A 25436-nucleotide genomic window follows, 5' to 3' on the forward strand; every position below is an offset into this window, starting at 1 on the left:
ATCATGCGCTATGCAACTCAGTCCTGTTCAGATCAATCATCTTTACAATCGAGCGTGCTTTGGCTTGTCGTTCACGAGGTTTCAAGAACTTGATACGGCGTCTCATGAACAGGTCATCGCAACACTCTTCACAAGAGCCTATCAAACCGATGCCTTAAAAACCTTTGGTCCATCACCGCAGGCGACAATCCTGCAACGGGTAAGAGGCGGAGAGATCACAAGAGAAGAAGCCAGACAACTGGTGCAGCAAGAAATGCGGTCGTCCAGAGAGAAGATCAGGAACTTGAACTTGGAATGGATCGACAAGATGCAGGCTTCTAATTCAGCTGGGATCGAAAAACTGGTGTATTTCTGGCATGATCATTTTGGCGTGCGGGTACTCAATGGTTACCTGGCTCAAGAGCACAATAATACTTTGCGCAGGCATGCACTGGGCAGCTACAAAGAGTTGCTTCGTGCAGTAGCACAGGATGGCGCCATGCTCAATTTTCTCAATAATCAGCAGAATGTAAAGTCCAAACCGAATGAGAATTTTGCACGAGAGCTGTTGGAGTTGTTTACGCTGGGTAGAGGAAATTATACGGAACAAGATGTGAAAGAAGCCGCACGTGCCTTCACCGGTTGGCGAATCGATCGAAGAACCAATCGCTTTGTTTTTGATCAACGCAACCATGATGACGGGCGCAAACGCTTTCTGGGTAAAGAAGGTACGTTTGATGGCAATGATATCATCGATATACTCTGCGATGATCGCAGAACGGCCTATTTTTTAGCGAAAAAACTCTATGCCTTTTACGTGTCGGATGTGCCCAATGAGGCGCATATCGAAGCCATGGCGACATACTACTATGCCAATAACTACCAGACCGACGCCCTGCTTCGCTTTACTTTCGTTCAACCTTGGTTCTATCAAGAGGAGCAAGTACAGTCAAAGATCAAATCTCCGCTGGAACTGATCAATGGGTTAGAAACGCAGCTTGGGCTTTCCTTCGGAAATGCAGCGGGCTGGCTATTGCTTCAGCGTAATTTTGCACAGGTCATGTTTTATCCTCCGAGCGTGGCCGGCTGGCCAAAAGGGCAGGAGTGGATCGACAGCAGTTCGCTGGTAAATCGGATGAAGTTACCGGCCATCATGGTTGGATTAGACCGTATTCAAGAGGAAGAGAGCCCTGAACTCGATGCCACCGATCCTTTCCAGCAAATTGACCGTAAGAAGGTGATGCAATCGGCCGAATTAGGCCTCTGGGCTTATGAGCTTCCGCCAATCACTGAAGAAGAGCAGGTTAATTTGGTGGTACGCTACATGTTTACCAAGCCCTTGCCAACTCCGCTTAAGCAAAGAATAGCAACTGAATATGTCCAACAGCCTGACACCAAGAAGAAAAATTGGTTGTTCATGACCTTGGCCTCTTTACCTGAATATCAAATGAGTTAAGCATGAAACAGAAAAGAAGAGATTTTTTAAAACAGAGTTCGCTGCTAGCTGCCGGCACCTGGTTAGTACCTCATTTCCTTCAGGCTCAAGGTGTTCAGGGGCACAGTTTTCAGGGCAAGCGCTTGATCGTGATACAGCTATCAGGAGGCAATGATGGATTGAATACCATTGTACCCTTTGAAAATGATCTATACTATAAGGCAAGGCCGGCCTTGGCTCTGAAGAAGTCAGAAGTATTGCCGCTAGATCAGCAATTGGGATTTCACCCTTCCCTCAGTGCGTTGCGTCCGTTATTTGAGCGGGGTGAAATGAGCATTGTGAATGGGGTAGGCTATCCAAACCCTGATCGTTCGCATTTTCGCTCGATGGACATCTGGCACTCGGCGAGCAACAGCAGTGAATATTGGCAAACCGGATGGCTTGGTCGTTACTTGGATGCACAGTGTGAATTTCCCCATCAAGCCATTGAACTCAATAATTCACTCGATTTGGCAATGAAAGGTGAGCGAATGAAGGGATTGGCCATGAGCAACCCGCAGCAGATGATTCGTGATGTCAATACCGGGTATAACCGGCAGTTGGCAAAAATCGCAAAAGAGCATCATGCGCATGAGCACGAAGGTGTTGGCTACCTCTACAAAACTTTGCTCGAATCGGTCAACTCTGCAGACTATTTACAAGAGCAACTGGGCAAAAAGGGAAGTGCTACACGGTCCACGCCCCAATCACAGTTTGCCAATCATCTGAAAACCATTGTGCAAATGATCAATACAGGTCTAGAGACGCAAGTATACTACACACAGTTGGGAGGGTTTGATACCCATGCCCAGCAAAAGAATCAGCAGGCTCGCTTGTTAAAACAGTATGCAGATGGAGTCAGCTATTTGGTGGATGAATTAAAAGCGGCGGGCGAATTTAAAAATACCTTGATCATGACGTTCTCTGAATTTGGTCGACGGGTAGGTCAAAATGCGAGTCAAGGAACGGATCACGGAACGGCGAATAACCTGTTTTTGATTGGCGACTCCGTTTCGGGAGGGTTCTACAATGACCTGCCTGATTTGTCAGATCTCGACAACGGTGACCTCAAGTATAGCATCGACTTTAGGCGAGTTTACGCTACTGTTTTACAGAATTGGTTGAACGCAGATGCGCGATCGATCTTGAAAAAGGAGTTTAGTCCACTAGATGTGATCAAGTCTTAAGAAAGAAGCGAACGAATCCTTACTTTTGAGGCCGTTATGCGCATACTCAAAGAGATTCTCAATAAGCCCTGTAAGGTCACTGTGTTTTCATGGAATGAGAAGTACCTCATCAAACTGGAACATTTCGGTATGGAGCAAACCTTTAAGGTGAGCGAATTTGATGTGCTCGAACAAGAGCTAGATGAAATTCTTTCCGACGAGTTCATGACAGAAGCGATGAACAGATTTCAGGAGATGGCCGATTCCCTTGGCCGATCCTTGTCGAAGCTCTAGAGATTCTTCTTAATTTAGATGGCATGAGTAACCTGTCGCTCGTCTATGTATTGATCTTTGCCTTGTTGATGGCCATCACACTGGCGGTCTTGTTCTATTTTAGAGTAAGACGCCAATCCGGCATGCTCCAAAAAGTTGGTGCCAAAGCGCAGCGTACACGAAAGAATTTAGAGCACCTGATGATGCATACCTCTGATTTTGCTTACAAATACAATGAAAAAGGAGAGGTGTTCTATGCGTCAGAAAACGTCGGTAGAATATTTGGGTTTAGCCTGACAGAGCCATTACATTTTACAGACATCGTTACGGATAGCCCGCAGAACAAAGATGTATGGAAGCACATGAAGCGTGTGTTCAGTACGGGGCAGATCAAAAAAGACTCTTATGAGATTGAGGCAAAAGACGTTTGGGGTAAGGTCCATCGCTTAGAGATGTTCGAAACTCCAGTCTTCGATGCCGATGGACAGGTCAAGTATGTCTCGGGTGTAGCAAAGAACATCACGGAAGAATACGAAGCCAGAAAAGCAACCAAAGAGAGCGAAAGGCGACAATCAGTTATACTTCGGGCAATACCCGATGCCTTGTTTACCATTAATCGTGCGGGTGAGTATGTGGATTATGTGATTCAGAATGAAGAGCAGCTGTCGTACAAACCCAGCAATTACATCGGAAAAAATGTAAAAGAGGTGGTACCGGAGCCCTTAGGTACGCTGTTCTTAGAATTGATCGAGAAAGCCTTTACCACGGGTGAATTGCAACGGCTTGAATATTCTTATTCCGTCGGAAGTCAGACACAGTTTTATGAGGGCAGGGTCGTCAAGCTCGATGAAAAGAAAGTGCTGATCTTGGTGCGTCGTATCACGGATCAGAAGCAAGTGGAAGAAGAATTGAGAAAGGCTGCAGTAGCAGCCGAATCCGCAGCACAGGCGAAGAGTAATTTCTTAGCCACAATGAGCCATGAGATTCGAACCCCAATGAACGGGGTCATTGGCATGACGAGCCTGTTGGAAGATACCGAGCTGACACCTGACCAACGGGACTTGGTGGAAACGATCAAATCGAGTGGTGACACCTTGCTAAGGGTTATTAATGACATCCTCGACTATTCTAAAATTGAGTCGGGTAATTTGGCCATCGATGAGTCGGTTCTTTCATTAGCGAAACTCATCGCTGAGATCCGAAAGGTGGTGACTTTTGAAGCCGACAAAAAACAATTGGCAGTAGACATGACCATCAATGGTGATGTGCCCGAGTTTATCATTTCAGACCGTGGTAGGATCAGGCAGATCTTGCTTAACCTCTTAACGAATGCGATCAAATTCACGGAAATGGGTAAGGTGTCGATGGACATTACTTGCGAGAAGGAATACGCTCGCTCCGTCTTGTTGAGTTTTATCATCAAAGACACGGGTATTGGTATTCCGGAAGAAAAGATCGGAATTCTATTTGACGAATTTACCCAGGCGGACTCTAGTCATTCCCGTATGTTCGGGGGAACCGGTCTTGGTCTGGCCATTGTCAAAAAATTGGTGAACCTCATGAATGGAAAGGTCGAGGTGAACAGTAGGGTAGGCATCGGATCCGAATTTAAATTCACCATTATGGCCCGCAAAGTTCAGGACCATGGCATGAAGGTGGTGAAGAACGATCAGCTGGAGAAAGAGCCAAAAGAAAGCCTCGATCTGGTGGGCAACCTTTATCCCATGAAGATTCTGATCGCTGAAGACAATAGCGTGAATGGCAAGTTGACAGCGCTTTTCCTTGAAAAAATGGGGTTGAGTGCAGATTTTGCCTCCAATGGATTAGAAGTGCTGGAGCGATGCCAAAAGAATAACTACGATCTGATCTTAATGGATGTCGCGATGCCACAAATGGATGGCTTCCAGGCAACCAAGCAGATTAAAAAAATGAATGAACATAAACCCTACATCATTGGTCTTTCAGCCAATGCGTTTAAAGAAGACATCAAGAAGGCCTTGGATATAGGAATGGATGACTACCTTGCCAAGCCAGTGGCCTTCGAAACCCTCAGGAATAAATTAATGACTGCAGGAGAGCAGCTCAACACCCAAAAGATATCGTAAGGAATGAACTACTTTGTGACAGCTATCGGAACGGATAGTGGTAAAACCTTGGTGTCCGCCATTTTGGTAGAGGCCCTAATGTCAGATTATTGGAAGCCCGTGCAAGCAGGAGAGCCGGGTGATACAGAAACCGTAAAGGCCCTGGTGAGCAATCCAAACACCAGGTTTCATCCCGAAACACATCGGCTGAAGTTACCAGCATCTCCTCATGCAGCAGCAAAATACGAACACAAAGCAATCTCACTGATCGATTTTGAATTACCGGAAACAACGAATGATTTGGTCATCGAAGGAGCAGGTGGAGTATTAGTTCCGCTCAACGACCAAGACTACGTCATTGACCTCGCCAAGCAACTCCAAACAGAAGTGGTATTGGTTGCTAACCTGTACTTAGGAAGCATCAATCATACCTTATTGACAGTGGAATATTTGAAAGCCCATAAGATCCCAGTGAAGGGCATTATCTTTAATGGTGATGCAAATCCGGAAAGTGAAGCGATCATCTTGAAAAAATCGGGTTATCGGGTGTTGTTGCATTTACCACAGCTGAGTTTGATCAATAAAGAGGTGGTCAAGTATTGGGCGGATGAATTGATGATGAATTGGTATGCCTGATTGGATTAACAGAGATAAAGCAGCCATCTGGCACCCTTTTACGCCATTAGAAGGAATGGAAGACCCGTTGATGATCGAAATAGCAGAAGGGGTCAGTCTTTACACCAATGAAGGCAAGCGCATCATTGATGTGATCTCTTCGTGGTGGGTCAACATTCATGGACATGCGCATCCCGCATTGGCACAAGCCATTGCTGAACAGGCCGCGAAATTAGAGCATGTGATCTTTGCAGGGTTTACTCATCAACCGGCGATAGAATTGGCAGAACGATTATTATCGATATTACCAGACAATCAAGCCAAGGTCTTTTATTCAGATAATGGCTCAACCGCAGTAGAGGTCGCCATTAAAATGGCCTTCCAGTATTTTTATAATCAAGGTGTTGAAAAGAAAAAGATCATTGCCATCGATGGCGCCTATCACGGTGACACCTTTGGGGCGATGTCTGTTGGCGATAGAGGACCATTTACTGCTCCATTCGATCCTTACTTATTCGATGTGGAGTTTCTGGCCTTTCCTCATGCCGGTCAAGAGGAGGCGGTTTGGCAGCACTACGTTCAACTGGTGGGAACCGGGGAAGTTGCGGCCTTCATTTTTGAACCCATTGTTCAGGGAGCCTCCGGTATGCAGTTTTATTCCGCTGAATTGCTGAATCGAATGATTGCTTTTGGACAGCAGCAGGATGTGGTCTGTATTGCCGATGAAGTCATGACCGGTTTTGGTCGCTTGGGTACCCTCTTTGCTGCGGATCAGCTAAAGCATAAACCAGACATCATGTGTCTTTCGAAAGGGTTGACCGGTGGTGCGCTACCAATGGGAGTCACTACTTGTACAGAAAAGATCCAGCAAGCGTATCGTTCAAATGATCTGATGAAGACCTTCTTTCACGGACATTCCTTTACGGGTAACCCGATCATTGCGGCAGCTGCCAATGCCTCTTTGGATTTACTGCTCGACCCAGGCTGTGAAAACAACCGGAACCGCATTCACCAAAAGCATCAAGAATTTTTTAATCAGATCAAGGAGCACCCAATGGTGCGTAACGCTCGCGTGATCGGTACCATCCTCGCCTTTGACCTCAATACGGAAAAGGATACCTCGTATTTCAATGAAGCACGGCATCACTTGTATCCTTACTTTATCGAAAAAGGCTTACTCATTAGGCCATTAGGCAACGTGATCTATTTGATCCCACCGTACATCATTTCCAATGAAGACCTGAATTATATCTACGACACCATTCTACATTTTTTGGAGGAGTACCCGGGGCTGCTGAGGCATTAAGAGGCGGCCTGCACCGCTTTTTCGATACAAGTGGGCCAGCTAGGAGCAGGGTTAAAAATTCAGTTCGTGCCGCACCTGAAGCCAAAATACGTTGGCCACATTGTATCGTGAGTCGTCTACAGTAGCTGAGAATTGTCTGTTCCATGTCAAAGCGAAACTCAGCGCTTCACTAACGTGAAGATTCGGACTGATGATGAACCTGTTTTGTGCAAAAGCAGTAGGCAACAACTCATTCCCACTTTGCAAAAAGACTTCATTTCCTACGTTGAGGTCGAGTACTAAGGCAGGGTTCGAGGCCGATAGTGCAATGCTCAAGAGTTTGAGGTTCAGGCCGTAGCGATAGCGAACTTCGTTGCTTTGAATATCATTCACATTGAAAAAGCGTTCTTCAATCCTTAAGCGGTGGCTAAGGGCAAGTCCTGCCAGTTGATGCTGATAACTCAGTTCCTGATAGGGTCTGTGCTCATGACCCGTGAGAATAGCAGACTCATAAACGCCTAAGTAGGCATAGCCTGCAGCGGCGGTAAGACCATTATTGAATCGGTAACCCAAAGCACCTCTTAAAAGAAACTGCGATTCAATGAGGAAGTAATTACTCCATCGAAAGCCGGCATCCGCAAAAATCACCCAGTGCTCATTCAGGTTTCCAGCACCATAATACTGGACCCACTGCTGATCGGGTAAAGAGTTCACTTCTCGCTGAGCCATAGTGGGTATGCTCAGGCTGAGAAATACCACCAGGAGAACTGCTGAATAGGAATGAGTCGTTGGCATTGCGTCAAAGGTAACAAGGAAAGTCTTTTTAAATGAAACTAAGGTTACCTCTCGTCAATTGCCCTTTTTTGAAGGCAGAATAATCGCTAGAAAAGTGAACAAGCTTTGAAGAAATGGGGTTATAGTTAAGTGCATAAACCCGTAGTGGTGAGTGCGTCCATCAATTGATGCGTTAAATAAGATTTCTTTAGTATTGATTCAAACTATAAGGCATAAGTGTAATAAATACACTTTAAGGTCTTTTCAGCGGTGGAATTGATAATTTTATAAAAGCTGTATAACCAAAAAAGTATTAACAACATGGAGAACCAAAATCCACATGAAAACTCCAGCACGAGCTACAACATGAATGGGGCAGAAAACTGCCCTTTCTTGGGTGGTCAGCTCAACGAAACTGCTGGTGGCGGAACCAATAACCAAGATTGGTGGCCAAATCAATTGAAATTAGATATTCTTCGACAGCATTCTGAGCTTGCCAACCCAATGGGCAAAGACTTCGATTATGCGGAGGAATTTAAAAAATTAGACTTAGCGGCAGTCAAGAAAGACTTGACTGACTTGATGACCGATTCCAAGGATTGGTGGCCTGCCGATTTTGGACATTATGGTCCTTTCTTCATCAGAATGGCATGGCACGCTGCTGGTACTTACCGAATTTCCGACGGTCGTGGCGGTGGAGGAACAGGCGCACAACGCTTTGCTCCATTGAATAGTTGGCCTGATAATGGAAACCTTGATAAAGCGCGTGCTTTGTTGTGGCCAATCAAACAGAAGTATGGTAACAAATTGTCTTGGGCAGATCTGTTGATCTTGACAGGAAATGTCGCGCTTGAGTCAATGGGCTTTAAGACCTTTGGTTTTGGCGGTGGTCGTCCTGACATCTGGGAATCAGAGAAAGACATTTATTGGGGTTCTGAAGGTGAGTGGCTTGATGACAAGCGATACACTGGAGAAAGAGAATTAGAGAATCCGTTGGCAGCAGTTCAAATGGGATTGATCTATGTGAACCCTGAAGGTCCTAATGGTAATCCTGACCCGGTTGCTGCGGCACATGATATTCGTGAAACATTCGGCCGCATGGCGATGAATGACGAAGAAACAGTTGCTTTGATCGCAGGTGGTCACACATTTGGTAAAACGCACGGCGCAGGTGATCCTGGGCAGTACGTAGGTCCCGAGCCAGAAGGCGCTCCAATGGAGCAAATGGGCATGGGATGGAAGAATACCATGGGTTCTGGTCATTCAGAAAATACCATCACTTCTGGATTGGAAGGTATTTGGACGCAAAAGCCTACAGAATGGAGTAACCTCTATTTCGACAACTTATTCAAGTACGATTGGGAATTGTTCAAAAGCCCTGCTGGAGCTTATCAGTGGAGACCAAAAGACAATGGTGGGGCAGGTACTGTGCCTGATGCACACATCGAAGGCAAAACACATCAGCCAACGATGTTGACCACTGACCTTTCGCTAAGAATGGATCCAGCTTACGAAAAGATCTCCAAGAGATTCTACGAGAACCCTGATGAGTTTGCAGATGCATTTGCAAGAGCATGGTTCAAATTGACGCATAGAGATATGGGACCCAAGAATAGATACCTAGGTCCAGAAGTACCTGCTGAAGATTTGATCTGGCAAGACCCAATTCCTGCTGTTGAACATGATTTGGTCAATGAAGCCGACATTACGCACTTGAAAGGAGAGATTTCAGCTTCTGGCCTAACGGCTACTGAGCTAGTTTCTGCTGCATGGGCGTCAGCGTCTACTTACAGAGCTTCTGACATGAGAGGTGGAGCTAACGGTGGACGTGTGCGTTTAGCTCCTCAGAAATTCTGGGAAGTCAACAACCCGGATCAATTGGCCAAAGTGCTTGACACCTTAGAAGGCATTCAAACCGCCTTTAATGGGGCGCAGGCTGGAACTAAGCAAATTTCTATAGCCGACATGATCGTCTTAGGCGGTTGCGTAGGAGTAGAAAAAGCAGCTAAAGAAGCAGGTGTTGACATCAATGTGCCGTTCACACCAGGAAGAGGAGATGCTTCTGAAGAGCAAACAGACGTAGAATCGTTCGAATGGTTGAGACCAAAAGCTGATGGCTTTAGAAACTTCGTACAAGCGGAATATTCAGTACCAGCTGAGAAGTTATTAGTTGACAAAGCGCAGCTGATGGGTCTTACAGCACCTGAAATGACAGTGCTTGTAGGGGGTATGCGTGCCATGAATGCCAACTGGGATGGATCCAAGCATGGAGTGTTCACAGATCGTGCAGGTCAATTGACCAACGATTTCTTTGTGAATCTATTGGATTACAATACAGTTTGGGGTCCTACTGACGATAAAAACACGGCTTACGAAGGTAAGGATAGGGCGACGGGCAAAGTGAAGTATACAGCGACAAGAGCTGATTTGGTATTCGGTTCGAATGCTGAATTACGCGCCATTGCAGAAGTATACGCACAAAGCGATAACACAGAGAAGTTCTATCAAGACTTCGTTGCGGCATGGACGAAAGTGATGAATGCAGATCGTTTTGATCTGAATTGATCGGATATACAGTTAAAACCGAAAAGGCAGCCCAATGGGTTGCCTTTTTTATTTCCCTGCCTTCAGCAAAAGCCAAAACGCAAAGGCCATTTCACCTAAGATGCTCGGTATGGCTACTAAAGTCAAGGCAATGGTCGCGTAGTCATCATAATTCGGTAGTACGAAGTGAGCGGCGGAATCTGCCATGTACATGACGCCGGCGAAGGACATGAACAAGGCGATCCATTTGGGCATGGGTGCTATTCTTGCCAATAAGAGCAAGTGCGCCCCGAAAAAGAAAAGACCGATCAGCCACATGTTATTGAATGCCTCGGCGTAGAGCAAAATGTCGTCATTGGTAGTGTGCTGCAACGCCACGGGTAGGGCAAAAAGCGCTGCCGACATGATCGTGGCATGGATAACCCTTAAGTAGGTGCTCAAACGCGTGAAGACATGGTTTTTATACATTTCAAAAAGTGACCAAGCAACGACGACATCGAAAAGTGCCGCGAACAGAAAGGCCAATATGCCAAAGCGAATCACTTGGCTGTTGTGCATTACGGTACCGTAAGGGTCTGCAAGTAAGGGGTCTAGTGCTAAGAAATTGCCGAAGATGGCGGCAAAGAAAATAATCAGGTAGCTGATGCCTGCAGTTTTGGCTAAGAGTCGATGATTCATAACGTGAGTTTACTGAAGCTAACAACAGCTCCACCAACATATATGACTTCATTGTTCAATTCCTCAAGTGCTAATGCAACCTTTTCAACGATCCTTAGATTGATTGTTTGATTTTTAGGCATTTTCAATCTTTTCTTTTAAATACTCAAATGCCATATTCTGCTCTCTAACTTTACCTATCCGAATTGCGTCTGTCAGAGCCATTAGTTCATAGTATTTTAAGTCATTCATGCAGGCTTCCGGAGTTTTTGGATGTAATGGTTCTATAGCTTGACCTCTAACGTTGCCCTTTCCATATGGCCAAACAAAATGTTCATTATTTAGAAATTCTTCATTCAAAGGGGGAGCTGATATTGCCGTTCCAATTCCTCTGGTAATGGAGCCTGGTCGTTGAGGAAATACGTAGCGAATTCCAGACTTTAAGAAGTCTATTAGAGCTAATTTTCTTAGTGTTCTTTTATCACTGTTTATAAGTCCAGCTATAACGGATCTATTGATACTTTCACTGATTTCACTTGGACTAATTATTAGTTCATTAGCTAAGTCTTTCATAAACCATTTATCAGCTCCTTTACTAGCAATCTTTAGAAGTATAGCAATATCATGTGGTCGCATCCCACTATGTTTTTTCATCTCACTAGTGCATTTAAGGTTATAAAAGTATGGAAAATATTTTCAATTCGCGAATCGCGAATCAAGGATTATTTTCTTGAGAATGGTATACAACGTTCGAAGGTATGAACCGTGAATTATGGAGGAATATCAAAATGCTTGCTGTTTCCTTTGTTTCAGGTCTGCCTTCTGTTTTATTGATTAATGCATAAGATACCACTGAATTTGTTGATTTTGAATATTCCGGGAATAAGATCGGTTGACAATGCTGGCTGTCATGGTATATACCAGATGTTGGGTATTAGTGCTTTGGTGGTAGATGAGTGCGCTAACCGCGTTTGGGCTGCCAGGATTGCTTCGAACGTTGGGATTAATGAATAGGCTGGGAGCGCAGCGGAAGACTATGCCCCTCGCGGGGCATTAATCCCAACGACCAGATATGGCACGTGCCTCTGGTCTTTCAAATATCACAAATATTTCGGTTTTATTAATCACTATCAGATTTCTCAGAAGAGGCATGTGCTATATCGTCTGTTATGAGCTTTCATTTTCTTCGGTAAACAATCCATCTAGTTCATTGAATAGGATTCTGAAGTGTTCGAAATCGTGAGGATTTAAGGAATTCAAGGATGTCGAGAAGGTGGTCTTATTCCCTTGGATTTCGAAAACATTAGTTGATAAAATATTATCTCCCTTAAGGTTGTGACTTTCTAAAATTGGATTCTCAAAGTAGTGTTCCATAACAAAATAGCGTTGAGTTATATTGTTAGTGGTTACAAAATCAGATCGATGCTCGGGAACAGGAAGAAGTAATCCAAAAATTCGTTTAGAGATATGCTTCCTTGATATGGTTTCATTGCTATGAGATTCAAAAATCTTATTATTTAAACCTTTGAATTGCTCATTTCCTTCACGGTCATTGTCGAACAGACCAACGATTTTGAGATCATTCGTAATTGTTGATATAAACTCAATGGTTCTTCTCACAGTATCTGCATTTCCAGATCGCTGTAATTCATTAGCATCGAGTCCAGATGAAATAATGTGGTATGGTTGCTCAATATCTGGATTTAGTTTTTGCCAAGCCATCTCAACAATGGCTTTGTCGGTCTTACCTTCTGTCAGGATTATTATTTTTCTTAACTGACTTTCATCTAATGAAAATAAATTATTTGCAAGTTCATTACTGACATTAGAATAGCTATTGATTGGTAGACTTTTGACTTCTTTATCTTCAATAGCTTTCTTGTTAATGAAAAACAATTCTCCTTCCTCCGCTTTGCTTATTAGTCTATCGTTATGCGAAATAAGGAATGTTTGATAGTTGGTGTTATTCTTGAGTTCGTCAATTAGGTTGGACTGAAGATTAGAGTGAATGTGAGAATCAGGTTCATCTATTAAGAGAACATTTAGACAATGCTCTTTCTTATTTATAAACTCAAGGGTAGAAAATATCTCAAGAATTTGAAGTAGTCCACTACCTAAAAGAGAAAGTTCCACTTCTTTTTTATCTACTTCTTGTATTGTAATTCTGACGTATTCCTCGTCTTGCCGATTTTTATTCTTGAACCTTATCTGAAAGGTTGAATTGAAAACATTATTTAACCTTGCTTCTAAGGACGAAAAGTTCCCTTCCTTCTCTGATTTAAGAATCTTATTTCGGATAGATTCTTGCGATTTACCCAGTGATATCTTCTTTAATAATTGTGCATTATTGTAGAAAGGCTCATTCTTTACCGAATGGAAAATAGGCCTAGTTTGATAGATAAAAATGGCTTCTCTGAGACTGAGACCAAACTCTAATATTTTATCTCTGAACTTATTAAAAGGTTCAATATCATATTTAACCCTTAAGTATGAATTTGGGATTCCTGGCTTTTCAAGTGCTATGCTTAAAGGGTACAACTCTTCTTCATGAATTAGTACTAAAGTAATTGTCAGTTTCTTTTTCCAATGCGAATGAAAAATGTCGTTAAGATCCCTTAAACGAAGAAAAAAGAGACTTTCAAATCCCAAATAACATGGAGTAGATTGACCGTAAAATTTCTTGCCCTTGCTCTGAATTAGCCTGTCGAATGCTACTTTCCAAAGTTGAATGGCTTCTAATATGGTAGACTTTCCAATATTATTTTCACCAACTATATAGTTGAACTCCTCGTTTGCATGGTATTCAAGCTTTATGAAAGTTTTGAAATTCTCAAGAGTTATTTTATGAATTCTCATATTAGAACTGTGTTGCTAATACAAGTTAATCGGAATACGATAAAAATTGTAAAAAGCTGAATAATCTACATACGTCTAAGTCATTGCTCATAACGGTCTCGGCTATGAGTAGTTGCGTGGGTTAGCACTTAACTTTGCAAGTACACACCAAACTGAAAATCCGCGAGGACTTTCAGAAGTAGGCGAGAACAAGCAATTACTTATAGCCATTGTTGTATGCAGTTATTTTTTGTCAGCTGTTATCAGATGTTGTCTAAAGAACTGTTCAGGTTTTTCCATTCTACGAGATGGATTAGGTATAATATCTGTATAGTATTCACTACCATTAATCCTAATTGTTTCCCAATCGTATTGTTTTAGTAAATCTAAATTGTCAGCCATTAAATTCTTTAAATTAGGGTCTTTTAACTGTTCCTTTTTTAAAGGAATAAATCTTGCAGTTGGATAATCACCACAGTCCGTATCACTTATCTGTGAAAATTCAACTATTTCTCCATTTGTAAGTTTGACTTTCATAGTCGTACTATATTCAGACATACATCCTAAATCTCCAGAATATGAAATTGAAAATACGGTTAAATCGTCTACTCTTATTAAACTGCCGCTTATTGTTCTCCCAAGTTTATTTTTTCCAAATTTCGACCAACTTTCTGTTCTTATTTTTTTTGATTTATCAAATTCGTCTACTTCAACTGTTGCTTCTACAGTACTTTCAATATCCGCTATTTTTTTGACCTTATTCAATTTTTCCCAAGTTCCATTTTCATAGACATTAATCGTGTCGCCTTTTTCGGTTACAGCTTTTATTTGAGCTGAAGCTTGAATTGAAATTGATAAAATTGTAATAATTGTAAATAGTTTTTTCATTTTATGATTGGTTTTAATTGCATACAACGTTGTGTAATGAAACAAAAATGTGCCATTATATTCAAATGGTTATTCAAAAAGTGTCATTATATCACCAATAGAGTTGGCTAATGACACATTTATATATCGAGTTTGTCTAAGGGGCTTCTTATGGTTTTCCATCCTTTGTGCGTGATGTGGGTATATCCCGATAGCTATCGGGATCAGTTGTTTTGCTTGAGCTATGGCCGAGTAATACTTGGATATACCTTAAATCAACGCCACTTTCTAACAAATGAGTTGCAAAACTGTGTCGCAAACTATGTAGGCTGACTCGTTTCTTAACTCGAGCATCTTCAAGTGCTTTGCTAAAAACTCTTCGCAAGCTCGAAACGCTATATTGCCCTCCATTCTGCCCTTCAAAAAGATAGTCCTTTGGCCTGTATTTTTTAAAGTATTGCCTGAGTACCTCAAGTGCTTTTTGTGAAAGAATGGTCACCCTATCTTTCTTGCCTTTGCCGCCTCTCACAAATACACGCATTTGCTCGCTGTCGATGTCATTCACTCTCAAGTTGATCAGTTCTCCGGCTCTCAATCCGGCACTGTATACCAAGAGCAGCATGGCCTTATGCTTGAGGTTGTGCACGGCATTCAAAATAGCTGCTACTTCTTTTTCTGTCAGCACCTTAGGAAGTTTAAACTCCTTGATGGGGCGTTCAATACGATAGTAGCCTTTGTCTCTGCCCAACACTTTTTCAAAATAGAACTTGATCGCATTGATGTATTGATTCTGACTGCTGGTGGAAACCTTTTTTCGCTTTACCAAATAGGTCTGGAATTGGGCCACGTGTGCATTGGTCAGTTTTTCTGGAGGAACATCACTAAAGTGAGCCAAGAATTTCTCAAATAGTGAGACATAGGTTTGGATAGTGTTGGGGCTGTAACGCCTGCGTTCGAGTTGATCTAAATATGCTTGAGGTACTTTGGTATGATTGGGTTTTGGGATTGGTTTGGACAACTCAAAAGTTTTGTTCAACTGTTCATGTTTGATTTTGGTATAAGAAAATACCCAAAGTTGAAGCTTAGGATTCCAACGGCCTTTTAATTTCTTAGCCTTCTCAATGAGTTGTTTGTCATAAGGAAAAGCGATCCCGTAAAAGGCTTTTCCATCGATTTTTACTGTTTCCAGTTTAATTGTGTGCATTCACTCAAATTACTAAAAAACTGAAAACCCCAACTCTATCACTCGAATTGGGGTTTTTAATGCTTAGGATGTCTTGTTGGGAGTCGGGAGCGGGAGTCGGGAGTCGGAAGTCCGAAGACCGAAGTCGGAAATCTCGCAACTCAAAACTCGTGCCTCTCGCCCTACAGCTCTCTCTTCAGGTCGAATCGCTCCAAGTAATCGGCTACACGTCGCACGAACATACCGCCTAACGAGCCGTCCACCACGCGATGATCATAGGAATGTGACAAGAACATTTTATGACGGATCGCAATGGCATCACCGGCAGGTGTTTCGATCACAGAAGGCTTCTTCTGTACCGCACCCAAGGCCATAATACCAACTTGCGGTTGCATGATGATAGGTGTTCCCATGACATTACCAAATGAACCGACATTGGATACAGTGTACGTACCGCCTTGCAGGTCATCAGGTGTCAATTTGTTGTCTCTGGCCTTTTTTGCCAATTCATTCACTTTCTTCGTCAATCCGATCAGGCTGAGCTGGTCTGCTTTGTGTATCACCGGAACGATCAGGTTACCTGATGGCAGGGCCACAGCCATTCCGATGTTGATGTCTTTCTTCTTCACGATGTTGTTGCCATCCACCTGGATGTTCATCATCGGATAATCTTTCATTGCTTTCACGATCGCTTCGATAAAGATCGGAGTGAAGGTGATCGGTTCGCCTTGGCGCTCTTTAAAAGATTGCTTCACACGGTTTCTCCAGTAGACGATCTCTGTCACGTCGGCTTCAACAAATGACGTAACGTGTGGAGAAATACGCTTAGAATCCACCATTCGCTCGGCGATCATCTTACGCATGCGGTCCATTTCGATGATCTCATCTTCACCGGAGATCGATACCGGCATGGCTTGCGGTGCATGCGCTGGCCTTGGTGTCGCAGCAGGAGCAGGGCTAGGCGCTGCTGCCGGAGCGGGTGCTGGTGCGAGGTCTGCACCACCGGCCGGACGGTTCTTCAGATAGGCCAACATGTCTTTTTTGGTTACGCGTCCTTCTCGGCCCGTGCCAGGGATGCGCTCTAGTTCTTGCATGGCTACACCTTCTTCTTTGGCCATGTTCATCACCAAAGGCGAGTAGAATCGACCAGACTGCGGCGCCTGTAAAACGGCTTGTCCGTTGGAAGCGGCTACCGGTTCAGGGGTAGCTTGACCATTAGCGGACGCTTGTCCGTTCACAGCTTTTGGCTCTTCGGCAGGAGCAGGTGTAGTAGGAGCTGCGGTATCTTCCACTGCGGCATCCGTTTCTATTTTGGCAATTGGTGCACCAACGGCAACCACGTCACCTTCTTGCACCAAGATCTCCTTCAAAACCCCTCCATGGGTGGCAGGTACTTCTGTGTCTACCTTATCGGTGGCCACTTCCAATACAGACTCATCCGCCTCTATCGTGTCACCTTCTTGCTTGAGCCACGAAAGAATTGTACCCTCCATGATACTTTCTCCCATCTTGGGCATCACCATTTCTACTATAGCCATAATTCTTTATTTCTAATGAATTAAATCGATTGCACTAACGAACAAAAATAAAGGTTTACCAAATAAAATCTAAGTTTTAGCTGATTAAACTTTTTCTAACCAAATTTAATAATGATATATTCGTCAGTTCAATATTTAATTTTCTATTTTTTGTCAATTGCAGTTTTTTAGCAATGGTTTGTTTGCCATCTGCATAAGCGATCCAAACGGTACCCACCGGTTTGTCGGCTGTACCGCCTCCAGGGCCTGCAATTCCGCTACTGGCTGCACCAATATCCGATTTAAATAATTTCCGCACATTTTCCGCCATTTCACTGACCGTTTCTTCACTAACAGCGCCATGGGCATGAATTGTTTCAGCTTGGACTCCCAGAATATTTATTTTGTGATCGTTATGGTAGGGCACTAGTCCTCCTTGAAAGTAATCACTAGACCCGGCGATGGTCGTGATCTGGTGTTGTACATAGCCACCAGAACAGCTTTCAGCGAATGCGATGTTCAGTCCCTTTTCTTTCAGCAAGGCTCCGATCGCCTCAGGGAGGGTGGTGCTGTCGTAGCCATAGATATATTTACCCGCTAAAGGCATCAGTTGGTCTATTTGCTGCTGAACGTCTTGTGCCAATTGTTCTCTGTTTTCTCCAACAGCTGTAAGCCGTAGCTTGACATGTCCCACACTCGGCAGATAGGCGAGGGAGATGTGTTCAGGCAATGCATTTTCCCATGCTTCAATCTTCGAGGCCAAAAAGGATTCTCCAATGCCAACCGTTTTGATCAGCTTATGGTAAATGACAGGTGTTTGAAAGAACTCCTGAAGTTTCGGCAGTACATGCTCCTTCATCAGGTGTTTCATTTCATGGGGTACGCCCGGCATGGAAACAAAGACCTTGTTGTTTCGCACATACCAAGTGCCGGGTGCCGTACCCAAGTCGTTATGGAGCACCAGGGCATTGGCCGGTACCAGTGCTTGTCGTCTGTTCAACTCAGTGAAGGTTCTGCCGCGACTTTCGAAAAAGTCTTTGACATGCCCCAGCACCGCTTCGTTCATGACAATTTCTACCCCAAAGTATTGGGCCAACATCGGCATGGTCAAGTCATCATTTGTAGGACCTAGTCCTCCGGTGATGAGGGTAATGTCTGCTCGAGCTTCGGCTTCTGCAAAGGCTGAGAGAATCGCTTCTTCGGTATCGCCCACCGTTGTTTTACGGATCACCTTAATGCCCAACTGATCCAGTTCGGCACTCATCCATTGGGAATTCGTATCAGTGATCTGACCGTAGAGAATTTCATCTCCAATGGTTAAAATTTCGGCAGTGATCTCTTTCATTGTCTGTTCTGAGGGTTAACGTTTGGTTAAAGCCTGATCGATGTCTTGGATGATGTCGTCAATATGTTCCAAACCCACGGACACGCGGATAAGTTCTGCGCTAATGTCAACTTTTTGCTTTTCTTCTTCTGTTAGCTTGGCATGTGTGGTCGAGGCCGGATGTGTAACAATGGTTCGACTATCGCCCAAGTTCGCCGTAAGGGAACACATCTTGAGACTGTTGAGGAAATTTACGCCCGCCGTGCTGCTTCCTTTGATGCCAAAACTCAACACACCGCCACCAGCTTTCATTTGTTTTTTAGCGGTCGCATGTTGTGGATGCGAAGGCAGAAAAGGATATTTCACCCATTCCACCGCTTGATGCTCGGACAGGTACTCGGCCAATCTCAACGCGTTGTCACAATGTCGATCCATGCGAACGGGAAGGGTTTCCATACTTTTCGAAAGTACCCAGGCATTGAAAGGCGAAAGGGCCGGACCGGCGCTTCGACTAAAGGCGTAGATCTCATCGATCAGCGCCTTCTTGCCCACAGTGATTCCTCCCATCACGCGCCCTTGTCCATCAATAAATTTGGTTGCTGAATGAATGACCAGATCGGCTCCAAAGGAGATCGGCTGCTGCAAATAGGGAGTGGCAAAGCAATTATCAACGACAAGAATGAGCTCATGCTTTTGACAGAATGTACCTAGCCATTCCAAATCGATCAAGTCAACACCGGGATTTGTTGGGGTTTCGACATAGACCATTTTCATTCTCGGGTTGAGCTGCCCTTCCCAAGTCTCTGGCGCATGGATGTCGACATAAGTGGTGTTGATGTTCCAGCGGGGAAAAATTTTGGTAAAGACCGTATGCGTAGAACCAAAGATGGATCGACAGGAGAGGATCTCATCTCCCGCATTCAGTATGGCGGCAAAGGTGGAAAAGACTGCGGCCATACCCGTGGCAAAGGCATAGCCAGACTCAGCGCCTTCCATCAAGCAGACCTTATCGATAAATTCCTGAAAGTTCGGATTGGAAAAACGGCTGTAAATGTTCAGGTCGTTCTCACCTGCAAAAGCAGCCCGCATTTCCTCTGCATCTTGGTAGGTAAAACTAGACGTAAGGTAAAGTGGGGTGGCATGCTCTTGTGCATGTGTACTAGGAATCTGTGTCCGAATCGCGTCTGTTTCTGGGTGATGTTTTATTGCCATATGATCAAAGGTAAAGGCCTTTGCGGATATTGTGAATGGAAAACGTGTTCATTTCACGTAAAAATTCCAATGGATGTCATCTTGGGAATGCCGCCGGAATGCACTTTATTTAATTGTCGTCCTGTTGCTAACCATACCCATAAGAGACCGTATCAAATGAAAAACACCCTTCTTTTACTTTTTGTGCTGTTTGTCTGTGCCTGCCAGCCTGCTGAACAAAGTACAGTCACAGCCAGCAACTCACCCGCTCAAGCGGCGACCGATCATCATGTTGAAGAGATTTCAAAGGTGTTTGATGCCCATGGAGGCTATTGGAACTGGATGAAATTGAAAAGCTTGAGTTACGAGAATGGAGGGAGCAAGACCTTGGTCGATCTTCAACATCGGTTCACGCTGATTGAAAGCGAAAACCAAACGGTAGGATTTGAGGGCGAGTACGTTTGGGTGAATCCACCAATCAAGAATGCCGATCAGCAGCGCTTGCGATATAACCTAATGTTCTACTTCTATGCTTTTCCTTTTGTGGTAGGAGATCCCGGAGTATACTACGAAAGCCTACCTGCCAAGATCCTAAACGGAATACCCTATAATGCTGTTAAGGTCAGCTATGAAGAGGGGGTTGGTGACTCCCCGAAGGACAATTACATCATCTTATCCGATCAAGAGACCAATAGGATGGAGTGGTTGCTTTACACAGCCACCTTTGGTGGACAAGAAACCAAAGACCAATACAGCTTGATTCGCTACACGGGCTGGCAAGAACAGGGTGGCGTGTGGCTACCAACAAGCTTACAATGGCATCAATACCAGGAAGGAGAAGTAGGGGAGCCTCGAGGTCCTGCGCGCACCTTCACTGAGGTTGTGGTATCCGAAGAGCATCCCGATGCAGCACTTTTTGAGCCTCCTGCAGGGGCTTACATCCTGGAAAAATGAGTTAATTCCCTCTTTCTTGTAAGTTACCCCAGGCGCTATGCGGAAGCATTGAAATTGACTAGTTTGTCCGTGTAAATGGACGATAAGCGATGAAGATAAACGCCTTTCTTAACCTAATCCTGGTTAGTCTGCTGCTGTCTGCTTGTCAGAAGAACGACGATGACCGGAGCCCAGAGATCGACCCTGCTGAATCCTTGTATGGCATTTGGAACCGACTGGAGTTTGGCACTCAAGGGTGTGAAGATCCTTTTGACAACAATACCCAATTTGGGGATGGTTCTGTCTCTTTTGCGAAAGGCGGTTTTTATTCGACCTATTCATTGAGGAATGGGCAAGACAGGATCAATACGGTCCGCTTTGAGGTCCAAAATGACAGCCTACTATTCACCAACACCCAAACCTTATGGAAATACGAAGTGCTGGAGGATAACTTGGACCTTACCACCGCAGGGAGTAATGGCTGCACACGGTATTTTCGTTTTGTGCGTTCTAGTCAGGCGCTTTAATCCGTATACTTTTTGAAAATCGCTGTGGCGATGTGTCCACCAAAGCCAAAAGTGTTACTCATGGCATAATTGACAGGGCGTCGTTGCGCTTTGCCTAAGGTCAAATTGAATTTTCCAGCCCAGGCTTCATCGACTTCTTTTGTGTTGATGGTGGGAGGTACCTGATCATCGATGGTTGATAAAACACAAGCGATGGCTTCAATGGCTCCTGCAGCTCCCAACAGATGCCCGGTCATGGATTTGGTAGCACTGATGTTCAAGTCGGGTTGAGAGCCAAAGACTCTTTCCATGGCGATCAATTCGCTATGGTCACCAGCAGGAGTAGAGGTGGCATGCATGTTCACGTGGTCGATATCACTTGCCGTTAGGCCGGCTTCGCGCAATGCTTCTTTCATGCCCAAAACGGCGCCTTCTCCTTCCGGATGCGTACTGGTTAAATGGTAGGCATCTGCTGCCATACCTCCGCCAACTACCTCTCCAAAGATCTTAGCACCCCGTTGCTGCGCATGCTCGAGGGATTCGAGTACCAGGGCACCAGCACCTTCACCCATCACAAAACCGTCTCTGCTTTGATCGAAAGGACGAGAGGCCGTTTGCGGATCATCATTTCTTGTCGAAAGGGCGCGAGAAGCGTTGAAACCACCGATGGCCGCTTGAGTGATCGGCGCTTCGGATCCTCCCGTGATGATCATGTTTGCTTTCCCCCATTTGATGTGGTTGAAGGCTTCAATGATGGCCGTAGTACTGGTAGCACAGGCTGACATGGTGGTGAAATTGACCCCACGCAAATCGTAGTTGATCGAAATGATACCAGAGGCGATGTCGGCAATGATCTTAGGAATGAAGAAGGGGTTGAAGCGCGGGTTTTTATCCCCTTCGACAAAGTCGATCATTTCGTTGTTAAACGTTTGTATCCCACCGTTTCCCGAACCCCAGATCACCCCAATTCTATTTTTGTCAAGGCCGTCCAACTCTATGTTCCCGTGCTGAAGGGCTTCTTCAACAGCTACTAAGGCATAGGAAGTGAAGGGGTCGTACCGACGGGCTTCACTTTTGGGGATGTGGGCATGCAGGTCAAAGTCCTTTAATTCGCAGGCAAATTTCGTCTTGAATTTTTCTGTATTGAATGAGGTGATGGGACCGGCTCCGCTGGTTCCTTTCAATAAGTTGCTCCAAAAGCTTGATAGGTTGTTGCCGATTGGGGTTAAGGCACCCATTCCTGTAATGACGACTCTGTTCATTTGTGCTTAATCAAGGGTGTTGACCATGTCTTCAAGGGTCTTCATGACGTCGAAGAAATGGCTAGTTTCATTGAGTGTTTTAGCCAAAAGTATACCGCCTTCTATCATGGCGATGAAACTATTGGCAAATGGTTCCGGGTCAAAACTAGCACGGAATTCACCGTTTTCCTTTCCGATAGCGAGTATATTGATGACTTCTCTTCTCCATTTTTCGAAAGTAGTGCTCACATCTGCTTTGAGCAACGGATAACCATCATCGGCTTCTATGGCAGTATTCATTAACGGGCATCCTCCTTTCTCTGCCAAGGTTTCGTACTCCGTTCGGTAAAAATCGATCAGGTCTAATAATTTGTCTTTTGGGCCTCCATTCAACGTGATGGCATGGTAGAGCCCTTTTTGCAAAAACTTCAAATTATGTTGGAAACAAGCTGATGCCAGGTCGTCCTTGTCTTGGAAATTACCGTAGATGGCTCCTTTGGTCAATTGAGTGGCTGTCGTGAGGTCATTCAATGAAGTACCTGTGATCCCTTTCTTGTTGAAGATCGGAGCCACTTTCTCAATGATGTAGCGCGTGGTGCGTTCGGCTTTCTTCATAGATAAAAATATACCATTTGGTATTTAAATCAAAGTTTATTTGAGTGGTTCTACTAAAGCTGCCTAAAAAGGAAAATGAGAGTATATTGAAGCATGAAAAAGATCATCGTACTTGGCTTGCTGTTGTTCAGTATGCAATTGACCGCTCAGGAAAGAAATTGGGTCAACCCACTCATACCAAATTATGGACGCATTCTGGAGCTTGACGATGTGGATGTCACACCAGATCCTGACCGCCAATACAACATCCTGATCGAGTTGGTGCATGACATGGAGAAGCCGGAGCGGCTGAACTTTTATGCGAACAATGTGGCCCGTCTGATCAACCTGCATGCCCTTGGTGGTGTGCCCCCTGAAAAGTTACATGTTGTGGTGGTTATCCATGCGCAAGCAACGAATAGTGTAATTAATAATGAGGCCTACCTCGAAAAATATGAGGTCGATAGTCCTTATGTTAAATTCTATAAGGAATTGCATGAGGCAGGTGTAGAGTTAATTGTGTGTGGCCAATCCTTTACCAGACTTGGCTATGAGAAGAGTGACTTACTTCCGGGTATTAAAATGGCCACCTCGGCACTAACCGCCATCAGCACTTACCAATTACAAGGATACGCTTTCTTTAAGATGGGTTAAGTTTTATCTTATGGCATAAATGAATGTCATGAAATTGAAACTACTCCTAGCTCTTTTGTTCTGTTGTGCATTTTCACACGTTGTCTCAGCCCAAGAAATGATCAATCCCATCATTACCGGATACGGTGGCATCTTTGATGCTCCCCATGCGACAGAAAAACCAGATCCTACCATGGAATACAAGGTGGTGATCGATGTTGCTACGGACGATAATGACAAGTCTAAACCCTTTTACTCCTTGGTAAATGTCGCGCGTTTATTGAACCTCCATGCCATGGGTGGAGTACCTAAAGAAAATTTGAAAGTCGTTTTGGCTATTCATGGCGGTGCGGTGTGGTCTGTTTTGGATAACGAGACCTATAAAGGGCGGTTTGATACCGATAATCCTCATCTAGAATTATTCGAGCAACTTCAGGCGGCAGGCGTTAAGCTATTCGTGTGTTCCCAGTCTTTGTTGGGTCGTGAATTGGATCATCAAAAACTCGCCCCCGGCGTACAGGTCGCCACTTCTATGCTCAGTGTGATGACCACCTATCAGTTAAAAGGTTATGCGGCGCTGAAGTTTTAGACAAGTCTCAACTATTCAAAAGCATATTTTAAGGGCTTATTAGGTTTCGACATGGTTGAGATTAAAGATTTTAGTCGTGAAATGAATTGATAATGGTAACCCCCGACTGTTGAAAATCATTCATTTTGGGCAGTCTATTGAGGACTTCGTTCAATGGAATACTGTCTTTGATCATTTGCTGAGGATTCAACTTTCCTGCTGCGATCAAGGCGAGCATTTCTGGATAAGCATGCGCTTGCATGCCATGACTCCCAATGATCTCCAATTCGTTGGCCACTACTAATTGCATTGGTAGTTGAGGCTCAAAGTCAGCTCCAGCCAATAAGCCCACCTGGATGTGCTTACCTCGTTTTCTTAGCGATGCGATCGAATCATAGCAGGTTTGTCGATTGCCTAAGGCATCAATGGATACGTGGGCGCCTCCTTGCGTTAGCTCTTTTATTTGCTGAATATGTTGGTCGTTGCTTGAATTGATGATGACATCTGCTCCGAGCTCTTTGGCAAGCTTAAGGGCATTCTCATTGATATCCACCGCAAGGACTTGTGCGCCTTTTGCTTTGGCGATCATGATGGCGGACAAGCCCACACCGCCACAGCCATAGACCACCACCCACTGCTGGGCTGCCACTTTGCCTTGATGAACTACTGCTCGGTAGGAAGTGATGAAACGACATCCCAGACTGGCGGCTGTCTCGAAGCTCATTTCATCCGGGAGTTTGACCAGGTTTTCGTTCGCATAATGGATGCCTACGTATTCGGCGAAGCTTCCCCAATGCGTAAAACCGGGTTGGAATTGATTGTCGCAAACCTGTTGGTTGCCGGAATGGCATTGTGGACACTTTCCACAGCCCCCGACAAAAGGTACGGTCACCCGATCTCCGATCTTGAACTTTCTGACTTCTTTCCCAAGCGCGACAATGGTGCCGGCCAATTCATGTCCCGGAACATGAGGCAATCGGATGTCGCTGTCATGGCCCATCCAGCCATGCCAATCGGAGCGACAGAGCCCCGTAGCCTCTACGCTGAGCACTACGCCATTTGCGACAGGTGTTGGATCGGAAACTTCTTCTACGCTGAGGGCCCCTTGGAATTCATGATAAATGGCAGCTTTCATCTTATCTATGGATTAACGATGGATCGAAATTACATTCAATTTAACACTCGCAAACATT

The 25436-nt window shown here is 44.6% G+C and carries 23 protein-coding genes; 11 read left to right on the top strand and 12 right to left on the bottom strand.

Features of this window, described 5'->3' with window-relative positions:
- Window positions 1-10 precede the first annotated feature (10 nt).
- The 6 genes from AC2D6U_RS01360 to bioA are packed head-to-tail and all read left to right on the top strand — an operon-like array spanning window position 11 to window position 6897.
- Window positions 11-1435, top strand: coding sequence for a DUF1800 domain-containing protein (locus AC2D6U_RS01360; RefSeq protein ID WP_484719138.1), 1425 nt, complete (start codon window positions 11-13; stop codon window positions 1433-1435).
- Between the two features lie 2 nt (window positions 1436-1437).
- Window positions 1438-2640, top strand: a complete 1203-nt coding sequence (locus tag AC2D6U_RS01365) for a DUF1501 domain-containing protein (RefSeq protein WP_484719139.1) — start codon at window positions 1438-1440, stop codon at window positions 2638-2640.
- A gap of 36 nt (window positions 2641-2676) precedes the next feature.
- Entirely contained in the window at window positions 2677-2913 is a 237-nt protein-coding gene (locus tag AC2D6U_RS01370) for a hypothetical protein (protein WP_484719140.1), read from the top strand.
- Window positions 2914-2936: 23 nt separating this feature from the next.
- The gene (locus AC2D6U_RS01375) at window positions 2937-4997 is read left to right on the top strand and encodes a response regulator (protein WP_484719141.1); all 2061 of its coding nucleotides are present in this window, start codon (window positions 2937-2939) and stop codon (window positions 4995-4997) included.
- 3 nt (window positions 4998-5000) lie between these two features.
- On the top strand, window positions 5001-5612 hold the full coding sequence (gene bioD / locus AC2D6U_RS01380) for a dethiobiotin synthase (protein ID WP_484719142.1): 612 nt from the start codon (window positions 5001-5003) through the stop codon (window positions 5610-5612).
- Window positions 5605-6897, top strand: coding sequence for an adenosylmethionine--8-amino-7-oxononanoate transaminase (bioA, locus tag AC2D6U_RS01385; protein ID WP_484719143.1), 1293 nt, complete (start codon window positions 5605-5607; stop codon window positions 6895-6897). Before bioD ends, bioA begins: the two co-directional genes overlap by 8 nt.
- Window positions 6898-6948: 51 nt before the next feature.
- On the opposite strand, the gene AC2D6U_RS01390 is transcribed toward bioA, so the two are convergent.
- Entirely contained in the window at window positions 6949-7605 is a 657-nt protein-coding gene (locus tag AC2D6U_RS01390; protein ID WP_484719144.1) for a DUF2490 domain-containing protein, read from the bottom strand.
- Window positions 7606-7971: 366 nt separating this feature from the next.
- On the opposite strand from AC2D6U_RS01390, the gene katG reads away from it, so the two are divergent.
- Window positions 7972-10215: a catalase/peroxidase HPI gene (gene katG / locus AC2D6U_RS01395; RefSeq protein ID WP_484719145.1), complete on the top strand. Its 2244-nt coding sequence runs from the start codon at window positions 7972-7974 to the stop codon at window positions 10213-10215.
- A gap of 48 nt (window positions 10216-10263) precedes the next feature.
- Here katG and AC2D6U_RS01400 read toward each other — a convergent pair whose 3' ends face one another.
- The 8 genes from AC2D6U_RS01400 to AC2D6U_RS01435 all read right to left on the bottom strand — a co-directional run bounded on the left by AC2D6U_RS01400 (window position 10264) and on the right by AC2D6U_RS01435 (window position 19789).
- Window positions 10264-10872 carry a DUF4386 domain-containing protein gene (locus tag AC2D6U_RS01400; protein WP_484719146.1) on the bottom strand — a complete coding sequence of 203 codons (609 nt, stop codon included), beginning with the start codon at window positions 10870-10872 and terminating at the stop codon, window positions 10264-10266.
- A 114-nt stretch (window positions 10873-10986) separates the two neighbouring features.
- Complete coding sequence (locus tag AC2D6U_RS01405; protein ID WP_484719147.1) at window positions 10987-11505, bottom strand: hypothetical protein; 519 nt, start codon at window positions 11503-11505, stop codon at window positions 10987-10989.
- Window positions 11506-12018: 513 nt separating this feature from the next.
- Window positions 12019-13707, bottom strand: a complete 1689-nt coding sequence (locus tag AC2D6U_RS01410) for an ATP-dependent nuclease (protein WP_484719148.1) — start codon at window positions 13705-13707, stop codon at window positions 12019-12021.
- Window positions 13708-13929: 222 nt separating this feature from the next.
- Complete coding sequence (locus AC2D6U_RS01415) at window positions 13930-14574, bottom strand: hypothetical protein (protein WP_484719149.1); 645 nt, start codon at window positions 14572-14574, stop codon at window positions 13930-13932.
- A gap of 148 nt (window positions 14575-14722) precedes the next feature.
- Window positions 14723-15757 (bottom strand): tyrosine-type recombinase/integrase, encoded by a 1035-nt coding sequence (locus AC2D6U_RS01420; RefSeq protein ID WP_484719150.1) that lies wholly within the window; start codon window positions 15755-15757, stop codon window positions 14723-14725.
- 161 nt (window positions 15758-15918) lie between these two features.
- Window positions 15919-17274 (bottom strand): dihydrolipoamide acetyltransferase family protein, encoded by a 1356-nt coding sequence (locus AC2D6U_RS01425; RefSeq protein ID WP_484719151.1) that lies wholly within the window; start codon window positions 17272-17274, stop codon window positions 15919-15921.
- A 76-nt stretch (window positions 17275-17350) separates the two neighbouring features.
- Window positions 17351-18598, bottom strand: a complete 1248-nt coding sequence (locus AC2D6U_RS01430; protein WP_484719152.1) for a competence/damage-inducible protein A — start codon at window positions 18596-18598, stop codon at window positions 17351-17353.
- Window positions 18599-18613: 15 nt separating this feature from the next.
- Window positions 18614-19789 (bottom strand): trans-sulfuration enzyme family protein, encoded by a 1176-nt coding sequence (locus AC2D6U_RS01435; RefSeq protein ID WP_484719153.1) that lies wholly within the window; start codon window positions 19787-19789, stop codon window positions 18614-18616.
- Between the two features lie 156 nt (window positions 19790-19945).
- Between AC2D6U_RS01435 and AC2D6U_RS01440 the strand changes: the two genes are divergently transcribed.
- Together AC2D6U_RS01440 and AC2D6U_RS01445 are read left to right on the top strand one after the other, a co-directional pair.
- Complete coding sequence (locus AC2D6U_RS01440; protein WP_484719154.1) at window positions 19946-20722, top strand: hypothetical protein; 777 nt, start codon at window positions 19946-19948, stop codon at window positions 20720-20722.
- Between the two features lie 89 nt (window positions 20723-20811).
- The gene (locus AC2D6U_RS01445; RefSeq protein ID WP_484719155.1) at window positions 20812-21228 is read left to right on the top strand and encodes a hypothetical protein; all 417 of its coding nucleotides are present in this window, start codon (window positions 20812-20814) and stop codon (window positions 21226-21228) included.
- On the opposite strand, the gene fabF is transcribed toward AC2D6U_RS01445, so the two are convergent.
- Together fabF and AC2D6U_RS01455 are read right to left on the bottom strand one after the other, a co-directional pair.
- Entirely contained in the window at window positions 21225-22469 is a 1245-nt protein-coding gene (fabF, locus tag AC2D6U_RS01450; RefSeq protein ID WP_484719156.1) for a beta-ketoacyl-ACP synthase II, read from the bottom strand. The genes AC2D6U_RS01445 and fabF overlap by 4 nt on opposite strands.
- Window positions 22470-22475: 6 nt before the next feature.
- Complete coding sequence (locus tag AC2D6U_RS01455) at window positions 22476-23063, bottom strand: TetR/AcrR family transcriptional regulator (protein ID WP_484719157.1); 588 nt, start codon at window positions 23061-23063, stop codon at window positions 22476-22478.
- Between the two features lie 93 nt (window positions 23064-23156).
- On the opposite strand from AC2D6U_RS01455, the gene AC2D6U_RS01460 reads away from it, so the two are divergent.
- Window positions 23157-23696: a DsrE family protein gene (locus tag AC2D6U_RS01460; RefSeq protein ID WP_484719158.1), complete on the top strand. Its 540-nt coding sequence runs from the start codon at window positions 23157-23159 to the stop codon at window positions 23694-23696.
- 28 nt (window positions 23697-23724) lie between these two features.
- The gene (locus AC2D6U_RS01465; RefSeq protein WP_484719159.1) at window positions 23725-24264 is read left to right on the top strand and encodes a DsrE family protein; all 540 of its coding nucleotides are present in this window, start codon (window positions 23725-23727) and stop codon (window positions 24262-24264) included.
- Window positions 24265-24334: 70 nt separating this feature from the next.
- Here AC2D6U_RS01465 and AC2D6U_RS01470 read toward each other — a convergent pair whose 3' ends face one another.
- Window positions 24335-25378 carry a zinc-dependent alcohol dehydrogenase family protein gene (locus AC2D6U_RS01470; RefSeq protein WP_484719160.1) on the bottom strand — a complete coding sequence of 348 codons (1044 nt, stop codon included), beginning with the start codon at window positions 25376-25378 and terminating at the stop codon, window positions 24335-24337.
- Window positions 25379-25436: the final 58 nt, after the last annotated feature.

The sequence above is a fragment of the Roseivirga sp. YIW32 genome, assembly GCF_057219245.1.

Excerpts from the sequence above, each read along its gene's own strand:
- AC2D6U_RS01360 (WP_484719138.1), top strand. The coding sequence starts at position 11 with ATGCAACTCAGTCCTGTTCAGATCAATCATCTTTACAATCGAGCGTGC.
- AC2D6U_RS01365 (WP_484719139.1), top strand. The coding sequence starts at position 1,438 with ATGAAACAGAAAAGAAGAGATTTTTTAAAACAGAGTTCGCTGCTAGCT.
- AC2D6U_RS01370 (WP_484719140.1), top strand. The coding sequence starts at position 2,677 with ATGCGCATACTCAAAGAGATTCTCAATAAGCCCTGTAAGGTCACTGTG.
- AC2D6U_RS01375 (WP_484719141.1), top strand. The coding sequence starts at position 2,937 with ATGAGTAACCTGTCGCTCGTCTATGTATTGATCTTTGCCTTGTTGATG.
- bioD (WP_484719142.1), top strand. The coding sequence starts at position 5,001 with ATGAACTACTTTGTGACAGCTATCGGAACGGATAGTGGTAAAACCTTG.
- bioA (WP_484719143.1), top strand. The coding sequence starts at position 5,605 with ATGCCTGATTGGATTAACAGAGATAAAGCAGCCATCTGGCACCCTTTT.
- AC2D6U_RS01390 (WP_484719144.1), bottom strand. The coding sequence starts at position 7,605 with ATGGCTCAGCGAGAAGTGAACTCTTTACCCGATCAGCAGTGGGTCCAG.
- katG (WP_484719145.1), top strand. The coding sequence starts at position 7,972 with ATGGAGAACCAAAATCCACATGAAAACTCCAGCACGAGCTACAACATG.
- AC2D6U_RS01400 (WP_484719146.1), bottom strand. The coding sequence starts at position 10,872 with ATGAATCATCGACTCTTAGCCAAAACTGCAGGCATCAGCTACCTGATT.
- AC2D6U_RS01405 (WP_484719147.1), bottom strand. The coding sequence starts at position 11,505 with ATGAAAAAACATAGTGGGATGCGACCACATGATATTGCTATACTTCTA.
- AC2D6U_RS01410 (WP_484719148.1), bottom strand. The coding sequence starts at position 13,707 with ATGAGAATTCATAAAATAACTCTTGAGAATTTCAAAACTTTCATAAAG.
- AC2D6U_RS01415 (WP_484719149.1), bottom strand. The coding sequence starts at position 14,574 with ATGAAAAAACTATTTACAATTATTACAATTTTATCAATTTCAATTCAA.
- AC2D6U_RS01420 (WP_484719150.1), bottom strand. The coding sequence starts at position 15,757 with ATGCACACAATTAAACTGGAAACAGTAAAAATCGATGGAAAAGCCTTT.
- AC2D6U_RS01425 (WP_484719151.1), bottom strand. The coding sequence starts at position 17,274 with ATGGCTATAGTAGAAATGGTGATGCCCAAGATGGGAGAAAGTATCATG.
- AC2D6U_RS01430 (WP_484719152.1), bottom strand. The coding sequence starts at position 18,598 with ATGAAAGAGATCACTGCCGAAATTTTAACCATTGGAGATGAAATTCTC.
- AC2D6U_RS01435 (WP_484719153.1), bottom strand. The coding sequence starts at position 19,789 with ATGGCAATAAAACATCACCCAGAAACAGACGCGATTCGGACACAGATT.
- AC2D6U_RS01440 (WP_484719154.1), top strand. The coding sequence starts at position 19,946 with ATGAAAAACACCCTTCTTTTACTTTTTGTGCTGTTTGTCTGTGCCTGC.
- AC2D6U_RS01445 (WP_484719155.1), top strand. The coding sequence starts at position 20,812 with ATGAAGATAAACGCCTTTCTTAACCTAATCCTGGTTAGTCTGCTGCTG.
- fabF (WP_484719156.1), bottom strand. The coding sequence starts at position 22,469 with ATGAACAGAGTCGTCATTACAGGAATGGGTGCCTTAACCCCAATCGGC.
- AC2D6U_RS01455 (WP_484719157.1), bottom strand. The coding sequence starts at position 23,063 with ATGAAGAAAGCCGAACGCACCACGCGCTACATCATTGAGAAAGTGGCT.
- AC2D6U_RS01460 (WP_484719158.1), top strand. The coding sequence starts at position 23,157 with ATGAAAAAGATCATCGTACTTGGCTTGCTGTTGTTCAGTATGCAATTG.
- AC2D6U_RS01465 (WP_484719159.1), top strand. The coding sequence starts at position 23,725 with ATGAAATTGAAACTACTCCTAGCTCTTTTGTTCTGTTGTGCATTTTCA.
- AC2D6U_RS01470 (WP_484719160.1), bottom strand. The coding sequence starts at position 25,378 with ATGAAAGCTGCCATTTATCATGAATTCCAAGGGGCCCTCAGCGTAGAA.